This window comes from Methanobrevibacter sp. (genome assembly GCF_017427765.1).
In the GTDB taxonomy this organism is placed as follows: domain Archaea; phylum Methanobacteriota; class Methanobacteria; order Methanobacteriales; family Methanobacteriaceae; genus Methanocatella.
Genome location: NZ_JAFRSC010000027.1, coordinates 41,377 through 61,806, shown reverse-complemented (window position 1 = coordinate 61,806; position 20,430 = coordinate 41,377). Strand labels below are relative to the sequence as shown.

At 37.4% G+C, this 20,430-nt stretch carries 18 protein-coding genes; 9 read left to right on the top strand and 9 right to left on the bottom strand.

Annotated features, from left to right (window positions below; all coding sequences use genetic code 11):
• Positions 1-2: 2 nt before the first annotated feature.
• Complete coding sequence (locus IJL02_RS08610; RefSeq protein ID WP_292814986.1) at positions 3-1,241, top strand: 2,3-bisphosphoglycerate-independent phosphoglycerate mutase; 1,239 nt, start codon at positions 3-5, stop codon at positions 1,239-1,241.
• Positions 1,242-1,249: 8 nt separating this feature from the next.
• Complete coding sequence (gene glmM / locus IJL02_RS08605) at positions 1,250-2,587, top strand: phosphoglucosamine mutase (protein WP_292814983.1); 1,338 nt, start codon at positions 1,250-1,252, stop codon at positions 2,585-2,587.
• An 87-nt stretch (positions 2,588-2,674) separates the two neighbouring features.
• Here the strand turns inward: glmM (IJL02_RS08605) and IJL02_RS08600 are convergent, their stop codons facing one another.
• Together IJL02_RS08600 and IJL02_RS08595 are read right to left on the bottom strand one after the other, a co-directional pair.
• Positions 2,675-3,394, bottom strand: a complete 720-nt coding sequence (locus IJL02_RS08600; protein WP_292814980.1) for a DUF4012 domain-containing protein — start codon at positions 3,392-3,394, stop codon at positions 2,675-2,677.
• Positions 3,395-3,597: 203 nt separating this feature from the next.
• Positions 3,598-3,765, bottom strand: a complete 168-nt coding sequence (locus tag IJL02_RS08595; RefSeq protein ID WP_292814977.1) for a rubredoxin — start codon at positions 3,763-3,765, stop codon at positions 3,598-3,600.
• Positions 3,766-3,932: 167 nt separating this feature from the next.
• On the opposite strand from IJL02_RS08595, the gene glmU reads away from it, so the two are divergent.
• From glmU to IJL02_RS08570, 5 genes are read left to right on the top strand one after another with little or no spacing between them, the layout of a single operon-like run.
• On the top strand, positions 3,933-5,216 hold the full coding sequence (glmU, locus tag IJL02_RS08590; protein WP_292814974.1) for a bifunctional sugar-1-phosphate nucleotidylyltransferase/acetyltransferase: 1,284 nt from the start codon (positions 3,933-3,935) through the stop codon (positions 5,214-5,216).
• A 12-nt stretch (positions 5,217-5,228) separates the two neighbouring features.
• Positions 5,229-5,711 carry a gamma carbonic anhydrase family protein gene (locus IJL02_RS08585; protein WP_292814971.1) on the top strand — a complete coding sequence of 161 codons (483 nt, stop codon included), beginning with the start codon at positions 5,229-5,231 and terminating at the stop codon, positions 5,709-5,711.
• Positions 5,712-5,713: 2 nt separating this feature from the next.
• Positions 5,714-6,814, top strand: a complete 1,101-nt coding sequence (hisC, locus tag IJL02_RS08580) for a histidinol-phosphate transaminase (protein WP_292814967.1) — start codon at positions 5,714-5,716, stop codon at positions 6,812-6,814.
• A complete protein-coding gene (locus IJL02_RS08575) occupies positions 6,814-7,524 on the top strand; it encodes an anaerobic ribonucleoside-triphosphate reductase activating protein (protein ID WP_292814962.1) in 711 nt (236 codons plus the stop codon). The genes hisC and IJL02_RS08575 overlap by 1 nt, the downstream gene beginning before the upstream one ends.
• 17 nt (positions 7,525-7,541) lie before the next feature.
• Positions 7,542-8,678: a tetratricopeptide repeat protein gene (locus IJL02_RS08570; RefSeq protein WP_292814957.1), complete on the top strand. Its 1,137-nt coding sequence runs from the start codon at positions 7,542-7,544 to the stop codon at positions 8,676-8,678.
• Positions 8,679-8,844: 166 nt separating this feature from the next.
• Here the strand turns inward: IJL02_RS08570 and glmM (IJL02_RS08565) are convergent, their stop codons facing one another.
• The 4 genes from glmM (IJL02_RS08565) to thiC form a co-directional block, all read right to left on the bottom strand.
• Positions 8,845-10,209 (bottom strand): phosphoglucosamine mutase, encoded by a 1,365-nt coding sequence (glmM, locus tag IJL02_RS08565; protein ID WP_292814954.1) that lies wholly within the window; start codon positions 10,207-10,209, stop codon positions 8,845-8,847.
• Between the two features lie 57 nt (positions 10,210-10,266).
• Entirely contained in the window at positions 10,267-10,662 is a 396-nt protein-coding gene (locus tag IJL02_RS08560; RefSeq protein WP_292814950.1) for an OB-fold nucleic acid binding domain-containing protein, read from the bottom strand.
• Between the two features lie 136 nt (positions 10,663-10,798).
• Positions 10,799-12,457: an ATP-dependent DNA ligase gene (locus IJL02_RS08555; RefSeq protein ID WP_292814945.1), complete on the bottom strand. Its 1,659-nt coding sequence runs from the start codon at positions 12,455-12,457 to the stop codon at positions 10,799-10,801.
• Complete coding sequence (thiC, locus tag IJL02_RS08550; RefSeq protein WP_292814942.1) at positions 12,457-13,731, bottom strand: phosphomethylpyrimidine synthase; 1,275 nt, start codon at positions 13,729-13,731, stop codon at positions 12,457-12,459. Before thiC ends, IJL02_RS08555 begins: the two co-directional genes overlap by 1 nt.
• Before the next feature lie 83 nt (positions 13,732-13,814).
• Here thiC and IJL02_RS08545 point away from each other — a divergent pair, with 83 nt between their 5' ends.
• On the top strand, positions 13,815-14,498 hold the full coding sequence (locus IJL02_RS08545; RefSeq protein WP_342765184.1) for a 3'-5' exonuclease: 684 nt from the start codon (positions 13,815-13,817) through the stop codon (positions 14,496-14,498).
• Between the two features lies 1 nt (position 14,499).
• Here the strand turns inward: IJL02_RS08545 and IJL02_RS08540 are convergent, their stop codons facing one another.
• The 3 genes from IJL02_RS08540 to IJL02_RS08530 form a co-directional block, all read right to left on the bottom strand.
• A complete protein-coding gene (locus tag IJL02_RS08540) occupies positions 14,500-15,333 on the bottom strand; it encodes a methanogenesis marker 8 protein (protein ID WP_292814939.1) in 834 nt (277 codons plus the stop codon).
• A 139-nt stretch (positions 15,334-15,472) separates the two neighbouring features.
• Positions 15,473-17,665 carry a CDC48 family AAA ATPase gene (locus IJL02_RS08535; RefSeq protein ID WP_292814934.1) on the bottom strand — a complete coding sequence of 731 codons (2,193 nt, stop codon included), beginning with the start codon at positions 17,663-17,665 and terminating at the stop codon, positions 15,473-15,475.
• Between the two features lie 315 nt (positions 17,666-17,980).
• Positions 17,981-19,291 carry a prephenate dehydrogenase gene (locus IJL02_RS08530; protein ID WP_342765183.1) on the bottom strand — a complete coding sequence of 437 codons (1,311 nt, stop codon included), beginning with the start codon at positions 19,289-19,291 and terminating at the stop codon, positions 17,981-17,983.
• A 58-nt stretch (positions 19,292-19,349) separates the two neighbouring features.
• On the opposite strand from IJL02_RS08530, the gene IJL02_RS08525 reads away from it, so the two are divergent.
• Positions 19,350-20,411: an mRNA surveillance protein pelota gene (locus IJL02_RS08525; RefSeq protein ID WP_292814924.1), complete on the top strand. Its 1,062-nt coding sequence runs from the start codon at positions 19,350-19,352 to the stop codon at positions 20,409-20,411.
• Positions 20,412-20,430 lie beyond the last annotated feature (19 nt).

Below are 20,430 nucleotides of genomic sequence, written 5' to 3'. Positions count from 1 at the left end.
TTATGAAAGGTCTTATTTTAATTATGGATGGTATGGGGGACCGTCCTATTAAAGAATTTGGAAATAAAACTCCTCTTGAAGCGGCAAACACACCTAATATGGACAAAATGGCTGCTGAAGGAATTACTGGAATCATGGACTCAATAGCTCCGGGAATCATACCTGGAAGTGACACCGCACATTTATCAATTTTAGGTTACAATCCTTATGAAGTCTACACAGGAAGAGGACCGTTTGAGGCAAATGGTGTAGGTGTGGATGTGCTTGCGGGAGACATTGCATTTAGATGCAACTTCTCAACTGTCGATGAAGATTTAATCGTAACCGACAGGCGTGCCGGAAGAATTAAGGAAGGTACTAAGGAAATAGTTGATGAACTGAACAAAATGGTTCTAGAAGATTATCCTGATGTAAAAATCATTTTCAAAGAATCAACAGGTCACAGGGCGGTTCTGGTTTTAAGGGGAGAAGGACTCTCCGGAAAAGTAAGTGATGCAGACCCTAAAGTTGAAGGCAACAAACCAAAAGAAGTCAAACCTTTAGATGATACACCGGAAGCTGCAAAAACTGCAGATATTCTAAACAAACTGGTTGTAAAAACATATGAAATGGTTAAGGACCATCCTGTTAATGTAAAAAGAATCGAAGCCGGCGAACCTCCAGCTAACATTGTCATTCCTCGTGGTGCCGGTGAAGTGCCTAGTGTGGAATCCCTAAACGATAAATATGAAGTAAACTCAGCATGTATTGCTGAAACTGGCCTAATTATGGGAATCGGAAGATTTGCCGGAATGGACGTTATTGAAATGGAAGACGTGACTGGGGGAATTGACACCAATCTGTACAATATTCGTGACACAATCGTAGACCAGGTTAAAAACTCAGACCATGACTTTTTCTTGATAAACATTGATGGAGCCGATGAGGCAGGCCACGACGGTCAGACAGTCGAGAAAAAGGAATTCATTGAAAAGGTCGATGAAGTGGTAATGAGTGAATTAATAAAACTCGAAGACGTTTATATCTTCCTGACAGCTGATCATTCAACTCCAATATCTGTCATGAACCACTCAGGAGATCCAGTGCCTGTATTGATAAGGGGTCCTGAAGTAAGAGTCGATGATGTTTGTGAGTTTTCAGAAGTTGCCTGTGCAAAAGGCGGACTTAACAGAATCAGAGGATCAGATGTAATGAACATAATGATGGATTTAATGAATTATGCCCATAAATTCGGAGCATAGGTGGTAATATGGTAGCAAAAAAACTGTTTGGAACATCAGGAATCAGAGGATTAATAGGCTCTGAGGTAACTTGTGAGCTTGCATTAAATGTCGGTAAATCTTTAGCATACTATCTGGGCAATGCCGGAACTGTTGTACTTGGTTATGATACAAGAACAACAAATAAGATGCTTGACCAGGCAATATGTGCTGGATTGCTTGAAAGTGGAGTCAATGTAATTAAAATTGGAATGGTTCCAACTCCTTTGGTTGGTTATGCTACCGAAAAACTTGATGCCAACGCAGGAATTATGCTGACCGCATCACATAATCCTTCCCAATATAACGGGATAAAGTTATGGAACAAAAATGGAATGGCTTACACTTCAGCTCAGGAAGCTGAAATTGAGAAAATATATGGCGAAAAATCATATGTTTCAGTAAGCTGGGATAAAGTAGGTTCATTAAGCGTCAACGAGGAAATCAAAGGCCAATACGTTGATGATTTAGTTGGAATGGTTGACATCAAAAAAGGTTTAAAAGTAGTTATTGACTGTGCATCCGGTGCTGGAAGCGAAATATCACCTTTAGTATTTAGAAAAGCAGGATGCGAAGTAACCACTTTAAATTCACAGCCTGACGGATTTTTCCCCGGAAGAAATCCTGAACCTAATGCTGAAAACCTTGGAAATCTCATGAAAACTGTCGTAGCTATTGGCGCAGATCTTGGAATAGCTCATGATGGTGATGCCGACAGAATGATTACTGTTGATGAGAAAGGTAACATTTCCCCATTTGATTCACTTTTGGCATTAATATCCAAAGAATTCGACGGTGATATTGTAACAACTGTTGATGCAGGATTATGCATGGACGAATCAGTAAAAGGTGAAATTCTAAGAACTCCTGTTGGTGATGTTAATGTTGCTGAAGTAATAATTGAAAAGAATGCAAGCTTCGGCGGAGAGCCTTCTGGAACCTGGTTGCATCCAGACTTCTGCATGTGTCCTGACGGAATTCTTTCAGGTTTGAGGATGGCTGAAATTGTATCAAGGGACGGTAAATTATCTGAACTTTTAGCGCAGATCCCGTCATATCCGAATATACGTGAAAAGATTACTTGCTCCAAGGAAGCCAAAATCAAGGTAATGGAAAACATGGAAGAATTGCTTAAGGGGGCTTTTGATGATATCGTTGATGTCAATTCAATTGATGGTGTAAGACTGACATTTGAAGATGACAGCTGGGTATTGATAAGACCTTCCGGAACTGAAGATTACATCAGAATAACTTTAGAGTCCCGTGATGAAAATCGTGCAGAATCCATCAGGAAAACCTGTGTAAAAATAATTAACGAAAACTTATAGAAGATTCACAATCTTCTAAACTATTTTTTTTAAAATTCAAAGTTAAAATAAAAAAAGTTCTTTAAAGAATAAATGATTCTTTAAAGATTAATGTGATAAACTTTCAAATCCTTTTGTAGCAAGCAATTTTGTAAATGAACCGTCCGGTTTCATAAGAATATTTCCGTTTGAATATTCTTTTAAAGCAGTTTGTATCATGGTATTTTTCTTGTCAGGATCTTTTGTAGCATTGGCTAGTGCTTTGGTTAATACCATAACTGCATCTCCTCTGGACATTGTTCCTTGAACATTTTCACTGCCTGCATAACCGTTGTATGCGTCGTTTGAACGGACAATATCTGCAGCACTGAGGTTTGTTGGTTCGCCATCAACATAAAGTGGTCTGATGGAATCAATAACACTGTCCATAGCTTCATCATATACAATAACTACTGCATCCGCATGCATTCCGGTATTGGCTTCTACAATCTCTTTTGCATAATCCATACCTTGATCTGTTCCATCCCAAAGACAATCGTGAAGCATCATGTTTCCGCCAATGCCTCCCGGAGCAGCCTGTGAAGGATGTGACATACCACCAGGGTATACTGGGGTATAATTTTTCAGGTGTCCGTTTTCTAAGTGGACCATGAATCCCATATCTACACTACCGTGCGGCTGTTCATATTTGTCTGAAGCTAAAACAAGTATGTTTTTATCTTCTTGTGTTAAATCCGGAGTCATGAACAATGCTCCAGCAATTACAGTCAATAATCCCAAAAGAATTACAAGAAGAATTGCTATGATTAATTTTTTTGTTCTCTTCATTTTTTAATTCCCACACTTATTTTTAAAATCATATTTGTACAATTTGTAAAAATTATTAACAGACAGTAATCTGTTATTAGTTAATAGTCTGATTATTAAAATATTTAAATATTAACCAAAAATGGTAAATATATCTAATTTTTTTCAAAATATCTAAAAAATAATTAATGTTTAAATTATAAAAAAAGTTTAAAGAAGAAGATTTATTCTTCTTCTGCAATAAATGCGTCTACTCCGAGAGCAGCACATTCTGGGCAAACCCAGTCATCTGGCATGTCTGCAGGAGTTGCTCCAGCAGGGATGTTGTAAGCAGGGTCACCTTTTTCTGAGTCAAATCTGTATTCGCAATGTAAACATACATAGATAGTCATTTTAATAATCTCCTTTAAGTTTCACTATTAACAAGTAATAGCTAATTATTATTTTTCTATATTTAACATATTATTTAAAATTAGTTATTTGAATTAGTAAAGTTAATTTATATGTTAAGAGTTAAAGATATATTATTATTAGATTTAGTTTTAAGGGGATAGTCAAAGTGAAAGCAATTATTTTAAGTGCCGGTGAAGGTTCTAGGATGAGGCCATTAACACTTACAAAGCCTAAAACCATGTTGCCGGTTGCTGGAAAACCAATCATTCAATATAACATTGAATCATTAAGGGACAATGGTATCAAGGATATTTTACTTATTGTCCGTTATAAAGAGGAAATGGTTCGTGAATATTTTGGTGACGGTAGTGAGTTTGGCGTAAACATTACCTACCAGAAACAGGAAGCATTTCTGGGAACCGCCAATGCGATTTCATATGGTGAAGATTTTATTGAGGACAGTCTGATTGTTTTAAACGGTGATATCATTTTAGACAATGAAATCATCAATGAAATCATCAAAAAATACAATTATATGAAACCTGATACGCTTATGGTTCTAACAGAAGTGGAGGATCCTTCAGCATTCGGTGTTGTCGAAATTGAAGACGGCAATATTAAAAAAATTGTAGAAAAGCCTAAAAAAGAGGAAGCTCCAAGCAACCTTGTAAATGCAGGGATATACATTTTCAATAAGGATATTTTCGAAAAGATTGCAAAAACAGAACTTTCCGAACGTGGAGAATATGAGATTACCGATTCAGTATCCTTACAGATTGCCGACGGCAAAACTGTAATAGGTCATAAAACCAACAAGGATTGGATTGATGTCGGCCGTCCATGGGAATTAATCGAAGTTAATGAAGAGCTAATCAGCCAGCTTAAGACTGAAATTAAAGGTGTTGTCGAAGAAGGAGCCCACATTCACGGAGAAGTATTTTTGGATGAAGGAAGCATTATCCGTGCGGGAGTATACATTGAAGGCAATGTCTACATAGGTAAAAACTGCGATATAGGTCCTAATTCATATATTAGGGGCAATTCCTACTTCGGTGACCATGTACATGTCGGAAATGCAGTTGAAATTAAAAATTCAATTGTCATGGAAAATACTAACGTTAGCCATTTAAGTTATGTCGGAGATTCTGTAATCGGGTCCAACTGCAACATAGCTGCGGGAACCAACATTGCAAATCTAAGATTCGACAACCGTCCGGTTAAAACCAAAATCAAAAATCAGATGATTGACAGTGGAAGACGCAAACTAGGTTCCATCATCGGTGATTCGGTAAAAACAGGAATCAATTCCAGTTTTTCACCCGGTGTTAAAGTGGGCCACAATTCCACTATCGGTTCTGGGGTTTTATTATATGATGATGTCCCCTCCGATACAAGAGTATTGGTAAAACAGAATCATATTATACAAGATAAAAATAAGAAAAAAGAATAATTTGGCGATATTATGGAAAATAAAAAAGACTCTGTTATAATATGCCCAGGCGCACAGGTATTCGGAAATGTTGAACTCGGAGAAGATGTCTCTGTATGGCATGGTGCCGTAATAAGAGGAGATACAGACTCCATTACTATTGGTAACAACTCCAATGTTCAGGACAACTGTGTTGTTCACTGTACTAAGGGATTTCCAGTAATAATCGGCGAAAATGTTTCTGTAGGTCATGGTGCTGTTGTTCATGGCTGTAAGCTGGATGATAATGTTTTAATCGGCATGAACGCCACAGTATTGAATGGCGCCCACATTTCAAAAAATTCAATTGTCGGCGCAGGTGCCGTAGTCAGTGAAGGAAAAGAATTTCCTGAAGGCAGCTTGATATTGGGAGTTCCGGCAAAAGCCGTCAAGCAACTCAGTGACGAACAGATAAAACTTATTCAGGATAATGCAGACAATTACGTTAAACTTTCTAAACAATATGCGGAAGACTAATAATGAAGGCTAGAAAAATAGTAGATGAAATGGATTCATACGTTCCCGGCAGGTCTCAGGATGAGATTGCCGAGGAATTTAACTTAAATAAGGATGAGATTATCAAATTGGGTTCCAATGAAAATCCGTGGGGTCCGTCTCCTAAAGCAATGGAAGCTATTAAAAACGAGATTAAATCAATCAATAGGTATCCGGAATCTCAATTAAAGGAGCTTGTAGCAGAAATGGCTGATTACTCCGGTGTTGAAGATAATCAGGTCATTATTGGAGGGGATGGGGCTGATGAAATCATTGACGTTTTGGCAAAAACATTCATTGACGATGGCGATGAGTTTATAGTGCCTTTGCCGTCTTACATGTACTATGAATATCTGCTTCAGCAGTACGGTGCCCGTCCGGTTTATGCAAGATGGGATTTGGAAAAAAATGAGTTGGATTTGGATTCAATATTTGATGCAATCACCGAAAAGACTAAAATGATTTTTCTATGCACTCCAAACAATCCTACAGGCACATTAATAGAAAAGGATGTTTTAAAGCAAATTGCTTCAAAAAACCCTGAAATTCTAATTGTCATTGATGAAGCTTACTTTGAATATTCCGAAGTTACCAATAAGGATTTAATCGATGAATTTGACAATATATTCATTATCCGTACCATGTCCAAGGTATTGGGTCTGGCAGGCATGAGAATCGGTTATGGTCTTGCCTGTGCAGAAATTATAGAATACATGCACAGAATCAAACCGGTATTTTCACTTACAAGATTATCCTTTGCAGCTGCCCTTAACACATTCAGGGATAAGGAATATATTCGTGATTCAATCAAAAAGGGAATTGAATCAAGACAATACTTATATGATGAACTGTCAAAAATCGATTCTTTAAATGTATTTCCTTCAAAATCAAATTTCATGCTGATTGGAGTTAAAGACACAGGATTTACTGCAAGTGAATTGGCTTTGGAGTTGATGAAAAGAGGAATCATTGTAAGGGACTGCACTTCCTTTAAAGGATTGGATGAATACTGGATAAGAATAAGTATTTGCACTCTTGAAGAGGACAAAAAATTCATTGAATTAATAAATGAGGTTTTAAACTAATGTTTGTTGGCGGATCAGTAATATCTTCAGTCGAATTTCATGGAAACATGTCATTGGTTATTTTCATGTCAGGTTGTCCTTTAACCTGCAGGTACTGCCATAATGTGGAACTTCTGGATGATACTACTGAAAAGTCTTTTGAGCAGATTAAAGAGGAAATTGATTCTTCAGCCGATTTTTTAGATGCCGTTGTGATTTCCGGTGGGGAGCCTCTGATGCAGCTTGATGCACTAATTGAAATATTTACATATGTCCGTCAGCTGGGACTTAAAACAAAATTGGACACCAGCGGAATTTATCCTGACAGAATTAAAAAATTATTGGATTTGAAACTTCTGGACTTTGTTTCACTTGATGTTAAAACTACTTTTTCAAAATACAGAAAGATTACAGGTTCCAATGTGGGTTTTCAGGTTAAAAAATCCATGGAACTTATTCATGCTGATGAAAATGTCCGTTTGGAGGCAAGAACTACATATGTTCCCACCCTTCACACTAAAAAGGACATCATTAATTTGGCTGATGAGCTTGAAGCCGATATCTATACAATCCAGCAATTCAGAAATAAAAATGTGCTGGATCCCGCTTTGGAGAAAGTTGAAGTTCCAAACCCTCATGATTTGGAAAAATTGGCTCGTGAAATAAAGCCTTACTTTAAAGGTCAGGTCAAAGTCAAATCCGGAGAATTCGGTGAACAGGTAATAGAATAAATTTAAGGAGGAGTTATATGCCTATTTTGTCATTTTCAAGTAATGATATAGATGTAATTACTGGTAAGAAAACCAGAACCATACGTAAAGCATGGAAGACTCCACTTAAAAAAGGCGACAGGCTTTATTGCTACTGGAATCTTGTTTCAAAAGAAAAGATGAAGATTTTTGAGGCTTTGGTTACCGATGTGGAAAATATTTCTTTTGAAGAAATTAAAGACAATGATGAATTGGCCATGCAGGAAGGATTTAAAGACTCTTATGATATGTTAAGGGAATTCAAAAAGATGTACGGCGGTCAGATTGCTGGTTCTGATGAATTCCAAATAATTTATTTTGAAAAGCTTGACATCGATGACTGGAAAGGTGACAAGATAGATGAAAAGGCTATGATTACCAAAAGGGCTGATATTCTCTTTGACAGCGGTAAGTTTGACAAGTCTACAATGTGTTATGAAGCGGCATTAAGACTTGACCCTGATGATGTTTATCTGCTTAACAAGCAGGGAGATAATCTTTCAAGGTTAGGTAAGTTTGATGATGCTATTGGATGTTATGACAAGGCTTTGGAATTTGAACCGGACAATGAATACATTTTAAACAACAAAGCTATTGCACTTCTCAATGCCGGAAGAATCGAAGAGGCATACAAAGCAAGCACCATCGCATATAACTATAGGCCAAGCAGCCCGATTGTATTGTATTGGAGAGGTTTCATTTTAGAAATGCTTGGAAGATATGATGCCGCATTAAGGGTTTATGACAAGTTAATTGTAATTGACGGTGAAAATCCTGAGGTATGGAATGCACGCGGAAACCTCCTGACTGATATGGGAATGCTTGAAGAGGCTATTCAATCTTTCGATAAGGCTGTTGAAGTATGTTTGGATGACTCTGAAATGGATGCCGGTGCAATTAACAGGATGGGCAATGCTTATATTGATTTGGGCAAATTCGATGAAGCTCTAGAATGCTTTAATAAAGCAATATCTTTGGAAAAGCACAATATTGATTTCTTATTGAATAAAGGCGTAGTTTTGATGGAACTTGGTAAATTTGAGGAAGCCGTTGACAGTTTCAACAAAGTGCTGCTTAGAAATCCGGATAATGAAGATGCATTTTTCCTAAAAGAAGAGTGTCTTGAAAACTTTTAGTTGTTTTTATGTAGATGGCATCAATAATTATTTGCAATTTTATAATTTATTTTTATTATTTTAAAAGAAGCTATCATTAAATCACGTGTTTTAAAGATAGAGTTTATTTTAATTATATCTACAATCGATATAATTAAAACAAATCTGGTGATGGTTTTTCGTGTTTCTATTTTCTGTATTTTTTGATTAAACTTATTCCCCAATCGGTCATTTCATCTGCTTTTTCCTGTGAGTCAGACTCGGCAAAGCATCTAAAGATTGGTTCGGTTCCGGATGGTCTGACAATTACCCAGCCATCTTCTTTTAGGATTTTAACACCGTCTGTTAAATCTAGTTTAAAATCAGTAGTTTCCTTGATTTCTTTTGCAATGCTGTCCATTACAAATTCCTTTTCATCGTCAGGACATTCGATTTTCATTTTGCTTGCGTAATAAACAGGAAGTTCGCTGACTAGTTCGGATAACGGTTTTTTCTCTTTTGCTATGATTTCGAGGATTTTGGCAACAGTCATCACTGCATCTCTTCCATAAACGAAATCAGGGAAAATCAGCCCTCCGTTTTCTTCCCCGCCGAAGAGTCCATTTTCATCTTTGAGCTTACGTGCAACAAGCAAATCTCCAACAGCAGTAGCTATTACTTCACCATTGAACTCTTCAGCAACATCGTAAATTGCCTGGGATGTTGCAACGGTTGTAACTACAATTCCACCGTCATTTTCTTTAAGCATCTGTTTTTCAACAAGTGTGAATGTTTTATCTCCTAAAACAAAGTTTCCTTTCTCATCAATGCAGATGGTTCTGTCGGCATCTCCGTCGTGTGCAAGTCCGATATCAGCATTCAGTTCTTTTACAACACTGATTAATTCCTGCAGGTTTTCTTCAATCGGTTCAGGATCACGGCCTGGGAAAAATCCGTCAGCCTGTGAGTTTAAAGTTGTCACTTCACATCCGAGTTTTCTGATTAGGTATGGTGCGGTATAGCATCCGGCACCGCTTCCGCAATCAACAACAACTTTCAATTTAGCTTCACGAATAGCTTCAGCATCCACTTTGGATATTGCTTCATCAACGTATTCGTCAATGATTTTGTCATTGTGATAAATCTGGCCGATTTCAGACCAGTGTGCTCTTTTCGGTTCTTCATCGAAATACAGTTTTTCGATAGCAAGGTCCATTTCATCAGGTATTCCTATACCGAATTCATCTAAAAATTTGAGTCCGTTATATTTTGGAGGGTTGTGTGAAGCGGTAATCATTACTCCACCATCATAATATTTGCGAACAGCATATTGGACGCCTGGTGTAGGCAATATTCCTAAATCCACTACATCACATCCGCTTGATAAAAGTCCTGCTTTCACTGCTTCTTTCAGCATTGGTGTTGATGTTCTTGTGTCTCCTCCAACAGCTACGGTTCCCTGAATTTGGGTACCGTAACACGCCGCAAGTCTTGATGCAAACTCAGGAGTTAAAACATCATTTGCTGTTCTTCTAACTCCAAATGTTCCAAATAATCGTTTTTTATCAGACATGTTTTAATTTCCTATTAAGTTAATCATTATTATTTTTGAATTTCAATCAATAAATAACTATTTGATTTTTAGGCTGTCACCGCTCGATAATATTATTTCCAAATCAGATTTATATTCGGTTATTTTTCCTGTAACCTCAACTTTTTTATCTTTAAAGTCATATATATCCAGATTATTCGATTGTATTTCTGCTGCCTGATTTTCAAATATGACCAGTTGCATCTGTCCTGTGCCGTCGTTTATTGTTAAAAAATAACTGCTTTTTGATGAGGACTGGCCGATATCTGTTATGACGCAGTCGATTTGAACTTCTTCATCTATCATTGCTCTTGAAATGTCTTTTATTTCCACTTTCTTAACTTCAATCGTTGGTGTAAAAATCAGAAGTCCTATGATTCCGATAAGCGAAGTTATTAAAGCCAATCTTAATAATTTGTCATCTGTAATTTCCATGGTTCTTTGTTGGTTGTAATGGTAAAAATAGCTTATAGGATTTTTCCTTGTTAGATTTCTTCATCTTAAAAATATGGTGTTGGCATGTTTTAAAATATTGAAAAGGCAGAATTGTATTGGCGGTGAAAAATTAAAATTAATTTCCAGTATTGTACATGGAAATTAATCTTTCAACGGTGTCTGCATCCATCGGACTTTTATCTTTTCTTATGTTTTTAACAACTGGGAATCTTAATGAATAGCCTGTTTCATATTCCGGTGATTCGACTATTTCGGAAAATGCGATTTCCAGAACAATCTTAGGCTCCACTTTAATTTCACGGCCTTTTGTTGAAATTTCAAGTTCTTTCATTTTGCCGGTGAGGTATTCCAGTGTAGCATCGTCAAGGCCTGTGGCCGCATATGCAACTGTTTTAAAGTCATCATTTTCATCTCTAAGTGCCACCAAGTATGACCCGACGAAATCTCCTCTTTTACCGATTCCGTATGTTCCTCCAACAATAACCATGTCCAGGGTTTCAGGTTCAGCTTTGTATTTAAGCATCTTTTTGCCTCTAAGTCCCGGAATATATGGTTCTTTGCAGTCCTTAATCATGATTCCTTCATGGCCGCCTTCAATTGATGTTTCAAACAGCTCCTGCAGTTCGTCGATGTTGTTTTCATTTCCCACTTTCATTGTACTGAGATTCATCTCATCGGCTGATGTGTCGACGATATTTTCAAGCATTTCACGCCTTTTAAAGAGAGGTTCATCTATCATTGGAACCTTGTAGTATAAAACGTCAAACAGAAACAGCTTTAATGGTACATTTTCCATTGCTTCTTCAACATTATGCTTTCTTCTCACTCTGTGAAGGATGTTCTGGAACGGGAGAGGTTTGCCGTCTCTTGTAGCTATCACTTCACCTTCCACGATGTAGTCTTCATGGGGCAAATATTCATTGAACAGCTCAACGATTTCCGGTAGCGCATGAGTAATATTTTCTAATCTTCTTGTAAATATTTTGATTTCATCACTGTTTCGGTGGACCTGCAGTCTTATACCATCGTATTTGGTCTCACAGATTGCGCAACCCATTTCAGGAATGATTTCATCAAGTGGCGGTGCAAGTTGGGCAAGCATAGGTTTTACAGGTGTTCCTGGTGTCAGATTAAGTTTTTCAAGACCTGCAGCTCCTTCGTCTTTGGCTGTTCTTGCAACAACTGAAAAGTCATTTGTAAGCATCTGAGCCCTTTCGACTACCTTTTTGTCAATGTCAAAAGCCTGAGCTATTGCATCTCTTACAACGCCGTCTCCAACGCCTATTCTCAATTCTTCGGTAATGGTACGGGTCAGATATTTGGCTTCAGTTGCGCTTGCCTGTGATAATAACTCTAAAATAATCGCGATTTTACGGTTTGTTGATCTTGAACCACTGATTTGGGACAGTTTACGCAGGCTGTTGAAAACAAAGTCGATTGTCAGAGGCTGTGAGAAAAAGGTCATCTGGGACTTTTTGGCATAAAGTTTAATGCATGCAAGACCAATATCTCCTTCATCGCGAACGGCATCTTCAACTGCAGCTTGTGTTGTTCCAACGGCTTCAGCCACTGCGCGCTCCACCAGTTTTCCGCCGATTCCGATTTCTTCTGAGCTCCATGCCGGAAATACAACTCCTAAAATTAAAAGTCCGACCTTTTCAATAGTGTCTGAATCTAGTTTTTTAAGAAATTCAGATATGATTTCTGTTTTTTCCAGTCTTTTTGTAGTCGCTTCAAGTGCGGAGTAAACATCTACCAGTTCCTGATATTTCATTAGAATTCTCCTTTGGCTATTTTTACTGCACAGTATTCTCCGCACATTGCACACATTTCATTATCGTCCAGTTCGCATTTGTCCCTGTATTTTCTAGGCTTTGATTTATCCAGTGCAAGGTCGAATTGAGCATCCCAGTCGAAGTCTCTTCTGGCTTTTGCCATTGCTTTTTCACGCTCCCATGCTGAATCAAGTCCTTTTGCAACATCTGCCGCTTCGGCTGCGATTTTAGATGCGATGACTCCTTCTTTAACGTCTTCCAAACTTGGAAGGGAGAGGTGTTCTGCTGGTGTAACGTAGCATAAAAAGTTTGCACCTGCAGTTGCTGCAATAGCGCCACCTATGGCTCCGGTAATGTGGTCATAACCCGGTGCAATATCGGTTACCAGAGGTCCCAATACGTAAAACGGAGCTCCATGGCATATTGTTTTTTGGATTTCCATATTCGCTTTAATCTGGTTTAACGGCATGTGTCCCGGACCTTCCACCATTACTTGTACATTTGCATCCTGGGCTCTTTTGACTAATGTTCCGAGGTTTACCAATTCTTGAATTTGAGGGATATCGCTTGCATCTGCCAGGCATCCTGGCCTTAAACCATCGCCTAAGGATAGTGTAATGTCGTATTCATAAGATAATTCTAAAAGGTAATCGTAATTTTTGTATAATGGGTTTTCCTCATCGTTGTGACTTATCCAGGAAGCCATGAATGTTCCTCCACGACTTACAATTCCCATCATTCTGTTTGCATCTTTCAGTTTTTGGACAAGGTCTTTTGTAATTCCGCAGTGGAGTGTCATAAAGTCCACTCCTTCTTTTGCCTGATTTTCAATGGCCTTGAAGATATCGTCAGGGTCCATATCGATTATTTCTTTGTCTTTTGCTAAAGTAACAACTCCTGCTTCATAAATCGGAACTGTTCCTATACAGATATCAACGGCATCCATAATTTTTTTTCTAAACAGTTTTAAATCAGAACCTGTTGAGAGATCCATCAGCGCATCGGCACCATATTCCTGAGCTAATTTGGCTTTGTTTATTTCCAGTTCAATGTCATCGATTTTAGATGATGAACCGATATTTGCATTAATTTTTGTTTTCAGCCCTTCACCGATTCCGCATGGTTTTGAATGTCCGTTTATGTTTTTAGGAATTACAACTAATCCTTTATCAATTAATCTAGCTAGTTTATTTACATCTATATTTTCATATTCTGCCACATATTCCATTTCTGGAGTGATGTTGCCTTTTTGAGCTTCACTTTTTTGAGTCAAATTTATCCCTCGTATTGACTAATCATTAATAATATTGTTCGTTCAAGTATATAGAATTAATTTTTTAATGAGTTCATTCATATATAATTGTTGAGGAGGATTTTAATATTAAAGTAGTTTATTTTGATACCGAAACAAGCGGTTTAGACTGCAGGGACTGTAAAATAATAGAACTTGCAATGTTGACTGTTGAAAATGGGGAAATTGTAGATGATTATGATGAATTTGTCAATATTGGAGAGGCTATTTCACCTAAAATCACAAAAGTTACAGGCATCACAAATGACATGCTGAGAACTGAAGGGCTTAAAGAGGAGGTAGTTGCAGCAGATATTAGGAAAAAGATTTCTCCGGGCACCCTGATGGTGGCGCATAATGCCCAGTTTGATTTGTCATTTGTTTTTCATTTGCTCAGCAGACATTTTCCCGATGAAGCCTTTGAAATTGTAAGAAATGCAAAATGGCTCGATACTTTAACGGTTTTAAAAGACAGAAAACGTTATCCTCACAAGTTAATTGACGGGGTGAAGCATTATGATATTGACCCTGTTAATTTCCACAGGGCAATTGATGATACAAAAGCATTATATGATTTGACTTTGGCGATGAAAGATGAACGTGACGATTTGGGAGAATATATCAATATTTTTGGTTATAATCCGAAGTATGGTGTTAGCGGACTCAGATTTCCATTCATTAAATACAAACCTCATTATTATCAAAATGTGGGATTACTGCCGGAAGATAGGATTTTGCCGAAGAAATAATTTAGATTAGAGGATATGGCAAATCGGGATTATCTTTTTTAGGTTTTTCACCGCCGATTTTTTCCAAACGCAATTCTAAAAATCTTTTTCCGTTTTCAGTTTTAGCATAAATTGGTATTGATTGGCCAACGATTTTTAAACTTTCCGCATCTCCAATTTCACGAATATTTTTTGATGCGCAGGCTGTTGCTACATCACATCCGTCAAATAGCTTTCTTGCATCTTCAGGGGTTCTTTTGGAGGTGTGAACCACAAAGACATAGATATTTACATCAGGATTTTCTTCTTTCAGTTTGTTTATTCCGTCAATATCGCTTGCTAAAGCTACTGTAACTGCAATGTTTTTATATCCTTTTTTGATAGCTAATTTGATTCCTTCAACTTGGTTGATTTTGGCGGTTTTACTATCTACAATATTATCTTTTCCTATTTCATCAAACAGTTCTGGTATTGGACTGGTTTTTACAAGGCCTGAAACTCTCCCGCCGATTCCCTGAACAAGTTCCGGCTCTTTAACGATTACGGTTCCGCAACCTTCAAGAACCATCACAACAGAATCGATTTCTTTTTTCTCAAGCAGTGTGCATAATATTTCGGATATTCCGAAGTTTAAAAAGTCTTTCATTCTTAACTGGCGGTTTGCAGTGCACATTCCGAAGTCATCTATCCTGAACTGAATGTTTTTGGCAATAACATCTTTGGTGAGTTTTTTAATTCCTCTGTGGTGATCAAAAAGAGGGCAGTATTCGACTTCAGGTTCGGTTACTTCAACGACTTTTCCATCTTTGATGGTAATCTGACTTAATCCCAATGCTTCAATAATGTGTTCACTCATGGTTGAAGATATTGTTAAAAATAGTATTAAATGTTTTGGAGGTTGTGTGGGAAGGGTCTGTTCTTCCCACTAAATATGGTTAGAAAGTTTTTGATAAGAATTAAGGAGGAAAAAAGGAAGAAAATTGGGGTTTTCTTCCTTACATGTACTGTACGAGCTGTTCGTCCTGGTCATTTCCAGGTTTTACTTTCTCGATTGCTTCTTTAAAGTATTTGTTTGGGATTTCACTAGCTTCCAAATTGTTTCTTAGTGTAAGCATAGCTGCTTCTCTGCATACTGATTCAATGTCGGCTCCGACATATCCTTCAGTATTTTTAGCTAATTTTTTGAGGTTTACGTCATCTGCTAATGGCATGTCTTTTGTATGTACTTTAAAGATTGCAATTCTTGCTTCTTCATCAGGTTCTTTAACTTGTATGTGTCTGTCAAATCTTCCCGGTCTCATTAAACCAGCATCTAAAATGTCAGGTCTGTTGGTTGCTGCAATGATTGCAACGTCTTCAAGTTCTTCCAATCCGTCCATTTCAGTCAGCAATTGATTTACGACCCTTTTTGTAACGCCGCTGTCAGTGTCATTTCCGCTACGTGTGCTTGCTATTGCATCTATTTCGTCGAAAAAGATCACTGTAGGAGCGGCCTGTTTAGCTTTTCTGAATACTTCACGAACACCTTTTTCAGATTCACCAACCCATTTTGAGAGGAGTTCAGGACCTTTCACTGAAATGAAGTTTGCTTCACTTTCACTTGCCACCGCTTTTGCAAGCAATGTTTTTCCGGTTCCTGGAATTCCATAAAGCAATGTTCCTTTTGGAGGTCTTATTCCTAAGCGTTTGAATGTTTCAGGATGTTTTAAAGGCCATTCAACAGCTTCTTTTAGCTCCTGTTTGACATCTTCAAGACCGCCTACGTCATCCCATTTTATGTCTGGGATTTGTACAAGAACTTCCCTTAAAGCGGAAGGCTGGATTTCTTTTTGTGCTGATTTGAAGTCATCGCCGTTAACCACAATTTTTTCCAATACTTCTTTAGGTATTTCCTCATCGTTTTGGATTTCAGGTAAAATCCTTCTGACTACTCTCATTGCGGCTTCTTTACATAATGATTCCAGATCAGCTCCGACAAATCCGTGGGTTGTGGATGCGATTTTATCCAAATCAACGTCTTCTGCCAATGGCATATTTCTTGTGTGGATTTCAAGCACTTCTTTTCTCTCTTCAGTATCTGGTACTCCGATTTCAATTTCACGGTCAAATCTTCCCGGTCTTCTAAGTGCAGGGTCAAGTGAATCCGGTCTGTTGGTTGCACCGATTACTACTACCTGGCCACGGGATTTAAGACCATCCATCAATGTTAAAAGTTGAGCAACGGTTCTTCTTTCAACTTCTCCATTGGTTTCTTCTCTTTTTGGCGCAATAGCATCTAATTCATCAATAAATATAATTGAAGGGGAGTTTTCTTCAGCTTCTTCGAAGTATTCCCTTAGGTTTTCTTCAGATCCGCCTACGTATTTGCTCATGATTTCAGGCCCATTTATTGCAATGAAATGAGCATCACTTTCGCTGGCTACTGCTTTAGCCAGTAATGTTTTACCGGTTCCTGGTGGACCGTGCATTAATACTCCTTTTGGTGGTGCAATTCCTAATTTTTCGAAGAGTTCTGGTCTTTTAAGTGGAATTTCAATCATTTCCCTTACTTTTTTGACTTCTTCTTTTAGACCACCAATATCTTCATAGCTTACATCCACAAGGTTTCCGACACCTTCTATTTTACTTACATCAACAGGGGACTCATGAAGTTGCACTTCGGTATTCGGTCCTACAATGACAATATCTTTAGGATTGGTGGAAATTACAGCAAATTTGATTTCTTTCATTGCTGGTGTAAAGTCCATCAGTTCATCGAAAAGGCTGTTGAATCCCATACTTGGTCTAGGTGCGCGGATTTGTGATCCGATAATGTCTCCTTGCACCATCACTTTTCCGGCAAATAAGCCACGTACATCACCTTGTACACGGATGTTATTTTCAGTTGGTGCTAAAACAACTTTTTTCGCTTCGGTTGCTTTAGTCTTTTTAACAGTGACTTCACCGCCGATAGTTGCTCCGGAGTTTTTACGTACTAACCCGTCGATTCTTATAACTCCAAGACCAATGTCGGTTTGTGAAGGAAGAGCAATTGCAGCAGTTCTTTTTTCTCCGATGATTTCGATTAAATCTCTTTCTTTAATGTCTAAATCATCCATTACGTTTGGATCAAGTCTGGCAACGCCTTGACCAACATCCTTTTGAGAAATTGCTTCTGCAACTTTTAGTGTGATTTCTTTTCCTGCCATATTTATCATCTCCTTTTAATGGCTGTGATTTAAATAATTGTAATTTCGTCAAATCTTTTTGTTACTTTTTGTAACTTTATTGACAAACATATCTGTGTATGTCTTACTATATAAAGTTTTCGGTTTTGAAAAGTTTTTAAAAACAGTTTTTAGTGGTTTATTTTATTGGATAATATTTAATTATTATTAAAAAGTATTTTATTGATTTTTAATTATTGTTTTTAAAAAAATAGTAATAATTAAGTTTTTATAGCTTAATTAAAAATTTAATTACTTTTTGACAGTTTAATATTTGTTCGTATATGTTGAAACAAATTATCTTATAGTTCCGCCAAAACCAGTGAACAGTTTTTTCACGTTTTCGATGTCTTCTTTTGTAAGGGCTGTAACTTCAAAGGTTAGGCTTATGGAATCCTCATCAATTTGCGGACCGTTATATGCATCAGTCAATTTTATGTCGATGATGTTGTTAATATTCATGACTGTCTTTTCTATGGTTTCAACATGGACATTTTTAGAAAACACGCAACTGATGGATTCAGTTTTTTTCTCTTCATTATCTATTTTCCACTGGTAAAGCTCGTTTTCAAGCAATATTCTGATATTTGCTATACGCAGTTTCTTGGTTTTTGTCCCATTTCTCAATACTGCGATTTCGCCGTCAACACTTTCAAGAATTCCGGTATGTATTTTTCCGGAATAGATATGTTTCAGTCCTACTTCCTGGCCGACGGATTCAAATAATATGCTATATTCGTAATTAAGAGCGCCAATTGCCTTATCACTTCTACCCAAAGCATTTGTAATGTCGCCCATATTCTTTGTAGCATTAATTGCAATTTCAATGAATTTCTCATCATCTTTGCTGTTAATTACATCTCTTAGTTCATTAACAGCTTCTGCAAATGTATTTCTGATTTTGTCCCCATTCGGATTCATTGATTGGATATTGTATGTTAAATACGGATTTTGTGATACTATACGGGCAATCAAATCAATCATCAGGTTATAAATCGGACTTTCATAATCTTCGGTTTCTGAAATGTCCACCTTTAACTTTTCAATTGCCGAAGCGGTGGAGATAAATGAAAAATGAGTAAGCACCTGTACAATGCCCATCATAAAATCATGCTTTTGAGGGGTTGTCTCGATAATTCTCATATTTTTGCTTTCAAGGTATTTGTAAACCTTATCATACCATTTGCCTTTCTTATCTGCGGTTAGAACGATGACCTGATTGTCAAGCCGTGTGGTTCTCGGACCAAAAATAGGGTGTGTTGGAATGTATTCAATTGTATCGGGCAGCACTTCTGCCATGGTTTTGGAAGGCCCCTCTTTAACGGAAGTCACATCAACCATAACGGATCCTTCTTTCATGAATGGAGCCACTTCACGGATAACGTCCTCTGTATGCTGGATGGGAACGGATATGACTAGCATGTCGCTGATATTTGCCAGTCCTGCATTTGATTCAATATAGTTTATGCCGGCTTCACTTGCAACTGCTCTGCCTTTCTTGTGATCTCTTCCGCTTATAAATACATTAAATTCGTCTCTAAAATAGTAAACGAGTGTTTTTCCCAAACCGTCGCTACCACCAATTATTCCAACATTCATTTTAATCACTAATAATTTTAAATTAATAACTATATAAATTATTAACTAGAAAAATTATTGTGAAATTATGAAAATTATAAACCAAGATACAAAAGAGGGAATAATTGAAGTGGTTCCCGAAACATTGGACGATTTGTGGCACCTGTCTCATATTGTGGAAGCTGGTGACAATGCTTCTTCTAAGACAACCCGCCGTATTCAGGATAACACTGGTGATAAGCTAAGAAGTGACAGGGGTGTCAAAAAAACATTTTATTTGGGTTTGGATATAGAAAATATCAGTTTTCATCTCTTCACAGGCAAATTAAGATTGACAGGAGTTATTACAAGAGGTCCTGAAGATTTGATACCTCTAGGGTCTCACCATACATTGGAAGTCAAGCTTAACACTCCGCTTACAATCAAAAAGGAAAGATGGCCAAAGTGGGCAATCAAAAGACTTAACCAAGCAATTGATGCATCAAAAAAGCTGTCTGCTATTATTGTGGTTTTAGAAGATGATACTGCAACACTCGGATTGATGAGACAGTTCGGCATTGAATACTACGGTCCGATTAAAGGTCAGGTTTCAGGAAAAAGGATTGTAGATAAAAACCGACAAAAGAACATAATCAAATTTTATGAAAAGGTAATTGAATCAATAGTCAAGTTCGATTCAATCCAGAATATTGTTCTTGCAGGGCCGGGATTTGTCAAAAATGATTTTTATGATTATTTGAAGGAAAAACATAAGGATTTGGCTAAAATATCCATTATTGAATCCACAGGTTCCGGAGGCCGTGTAGGTATCAGCGAAGTTCTAAAAAAAGGAACCGTGGAAAAACTGACTTCGGAAAACAGGGTAGCTATTGAAATGGGGGCTGTCAACAAACTGCTTGAACAGATTGGTAAAAATTCATCTAAAATCGCTTATGGCCTTAAGGAAGTCAAAAATGCCATCAATTTAGGTGCAGTCAGTGAACTTTTAGTTCTGGATACAAAAGTGGCATCAGAAAACATGGGTGACCTGATGGATATGGTCGAAAATATGAAAGGGGAAGTCATGGTTATCAGCAGCGAACATGAAGGTGGAAAACAGCTGGAAAGTTTAGGTGGTATGGCTGCAATTTTAAGGTATGAAATAACTTAATTATATATAATATTAATGA

Excerpts from the sequence above, each read along its gene's own strand:
- IJL02_RS08610 (WP_292814986.1), top strand. The coding sequence starts at position 3 with ATGAAAGGTCTTATTTTAATTATGGATGGTATGGGGGACCGTCCTATT.
- glmM (WP_292814983.1), top strand. The coding sequence starts at position 1,250 with ATGGTAGCAAAAAAACTGTTTGGAACATCAGGAATCAGAGGATTAATA.
- IJL02_RS08600 (WP_292814980.1), bottom strand. The coding sequence starts at position 3,394 with ATGAAGAGAACAAAAAAATTAATCATAGCAATTCTTCTTGTAATTCTT.
- IJL02_RS08595 (WP_292814977.1), bottom strand. The coding sequence starts at position 3,765 with ATGACTATCTATGTATGTTTACATTGCGAATACAGATTTGACTCAGAA.
- IJL02_RS08585 (WP_292814971.1), top strand. The coding sequence starts at position 5,229 with ATGGAAAATAAAAAAGACTCTGTTATAATATGCCCAGGCGCACAGGTA.
- hisC (WP_292814967.1), top strand. The coding sequence starts at position 5,714 with ATGAAGGCTAGAAAAATAGTAGATGAAATGGATTCATACGTTCCCGGC.
- IJL02_RS08575 (WP_292814962.1), top strand. The coding sequence starts at position 6,814 with ATGTTTGTTGGCGGATCAGTAATATCTTCAGTCGAATTTCATGGAAAC.
- IJL02_RS08570 (WP_292814957.1), top strand. The coding sequence starts at position 7,542 with ATGCCTATTTTGTCATTTTCAAGTAATGATATAGATGTAATTACTGGT.
- glmM (WP_292814954.1), bottom strand. The coding sequence starts at position 10,209 with ATGTCTGATAAAAAACGATTATTTGGAACATTTGGAGTTAGAAGAACA.
- IJL02_RS08560 (WP_292814950.1), bottom strand. The coding sequence starts at position 10,662 with ATGGAAATTACAGATGACAAATTATTAAGATTGGCTTTAATAACTTCG.
- IJL02_RS08555 (WP_292814945.1), bottom strand. The coding sequence starts at position 12,457 with ATGAAATATCAGGAACTGGTAGATGTTTACTCCGCACTTGAAGCGACT.
- IJL02_RS08540 (WP_292814939.1), bottom strand. The coding sequence starts at position 15,333 with ATGAGTGAACACATTATTGAAGCATTGGGATTAAGTCAGATTACCATC.
- IJL02_RS08535 (WP_292814934.1), bottom strand. The coding sequence starts at position 17,665 with ATGGCAGGAAAAGAAATCACACTAAAAGTTGCAGAAGCAATTTCTCAA.
- IJL02_RS08525 (WP_292814924.1), top strand. The coding sequence starts at position 19,350 with ATGAAAATTATAAACCAAGATACAAAAGAGGGAATAATTGAAGTGGTT.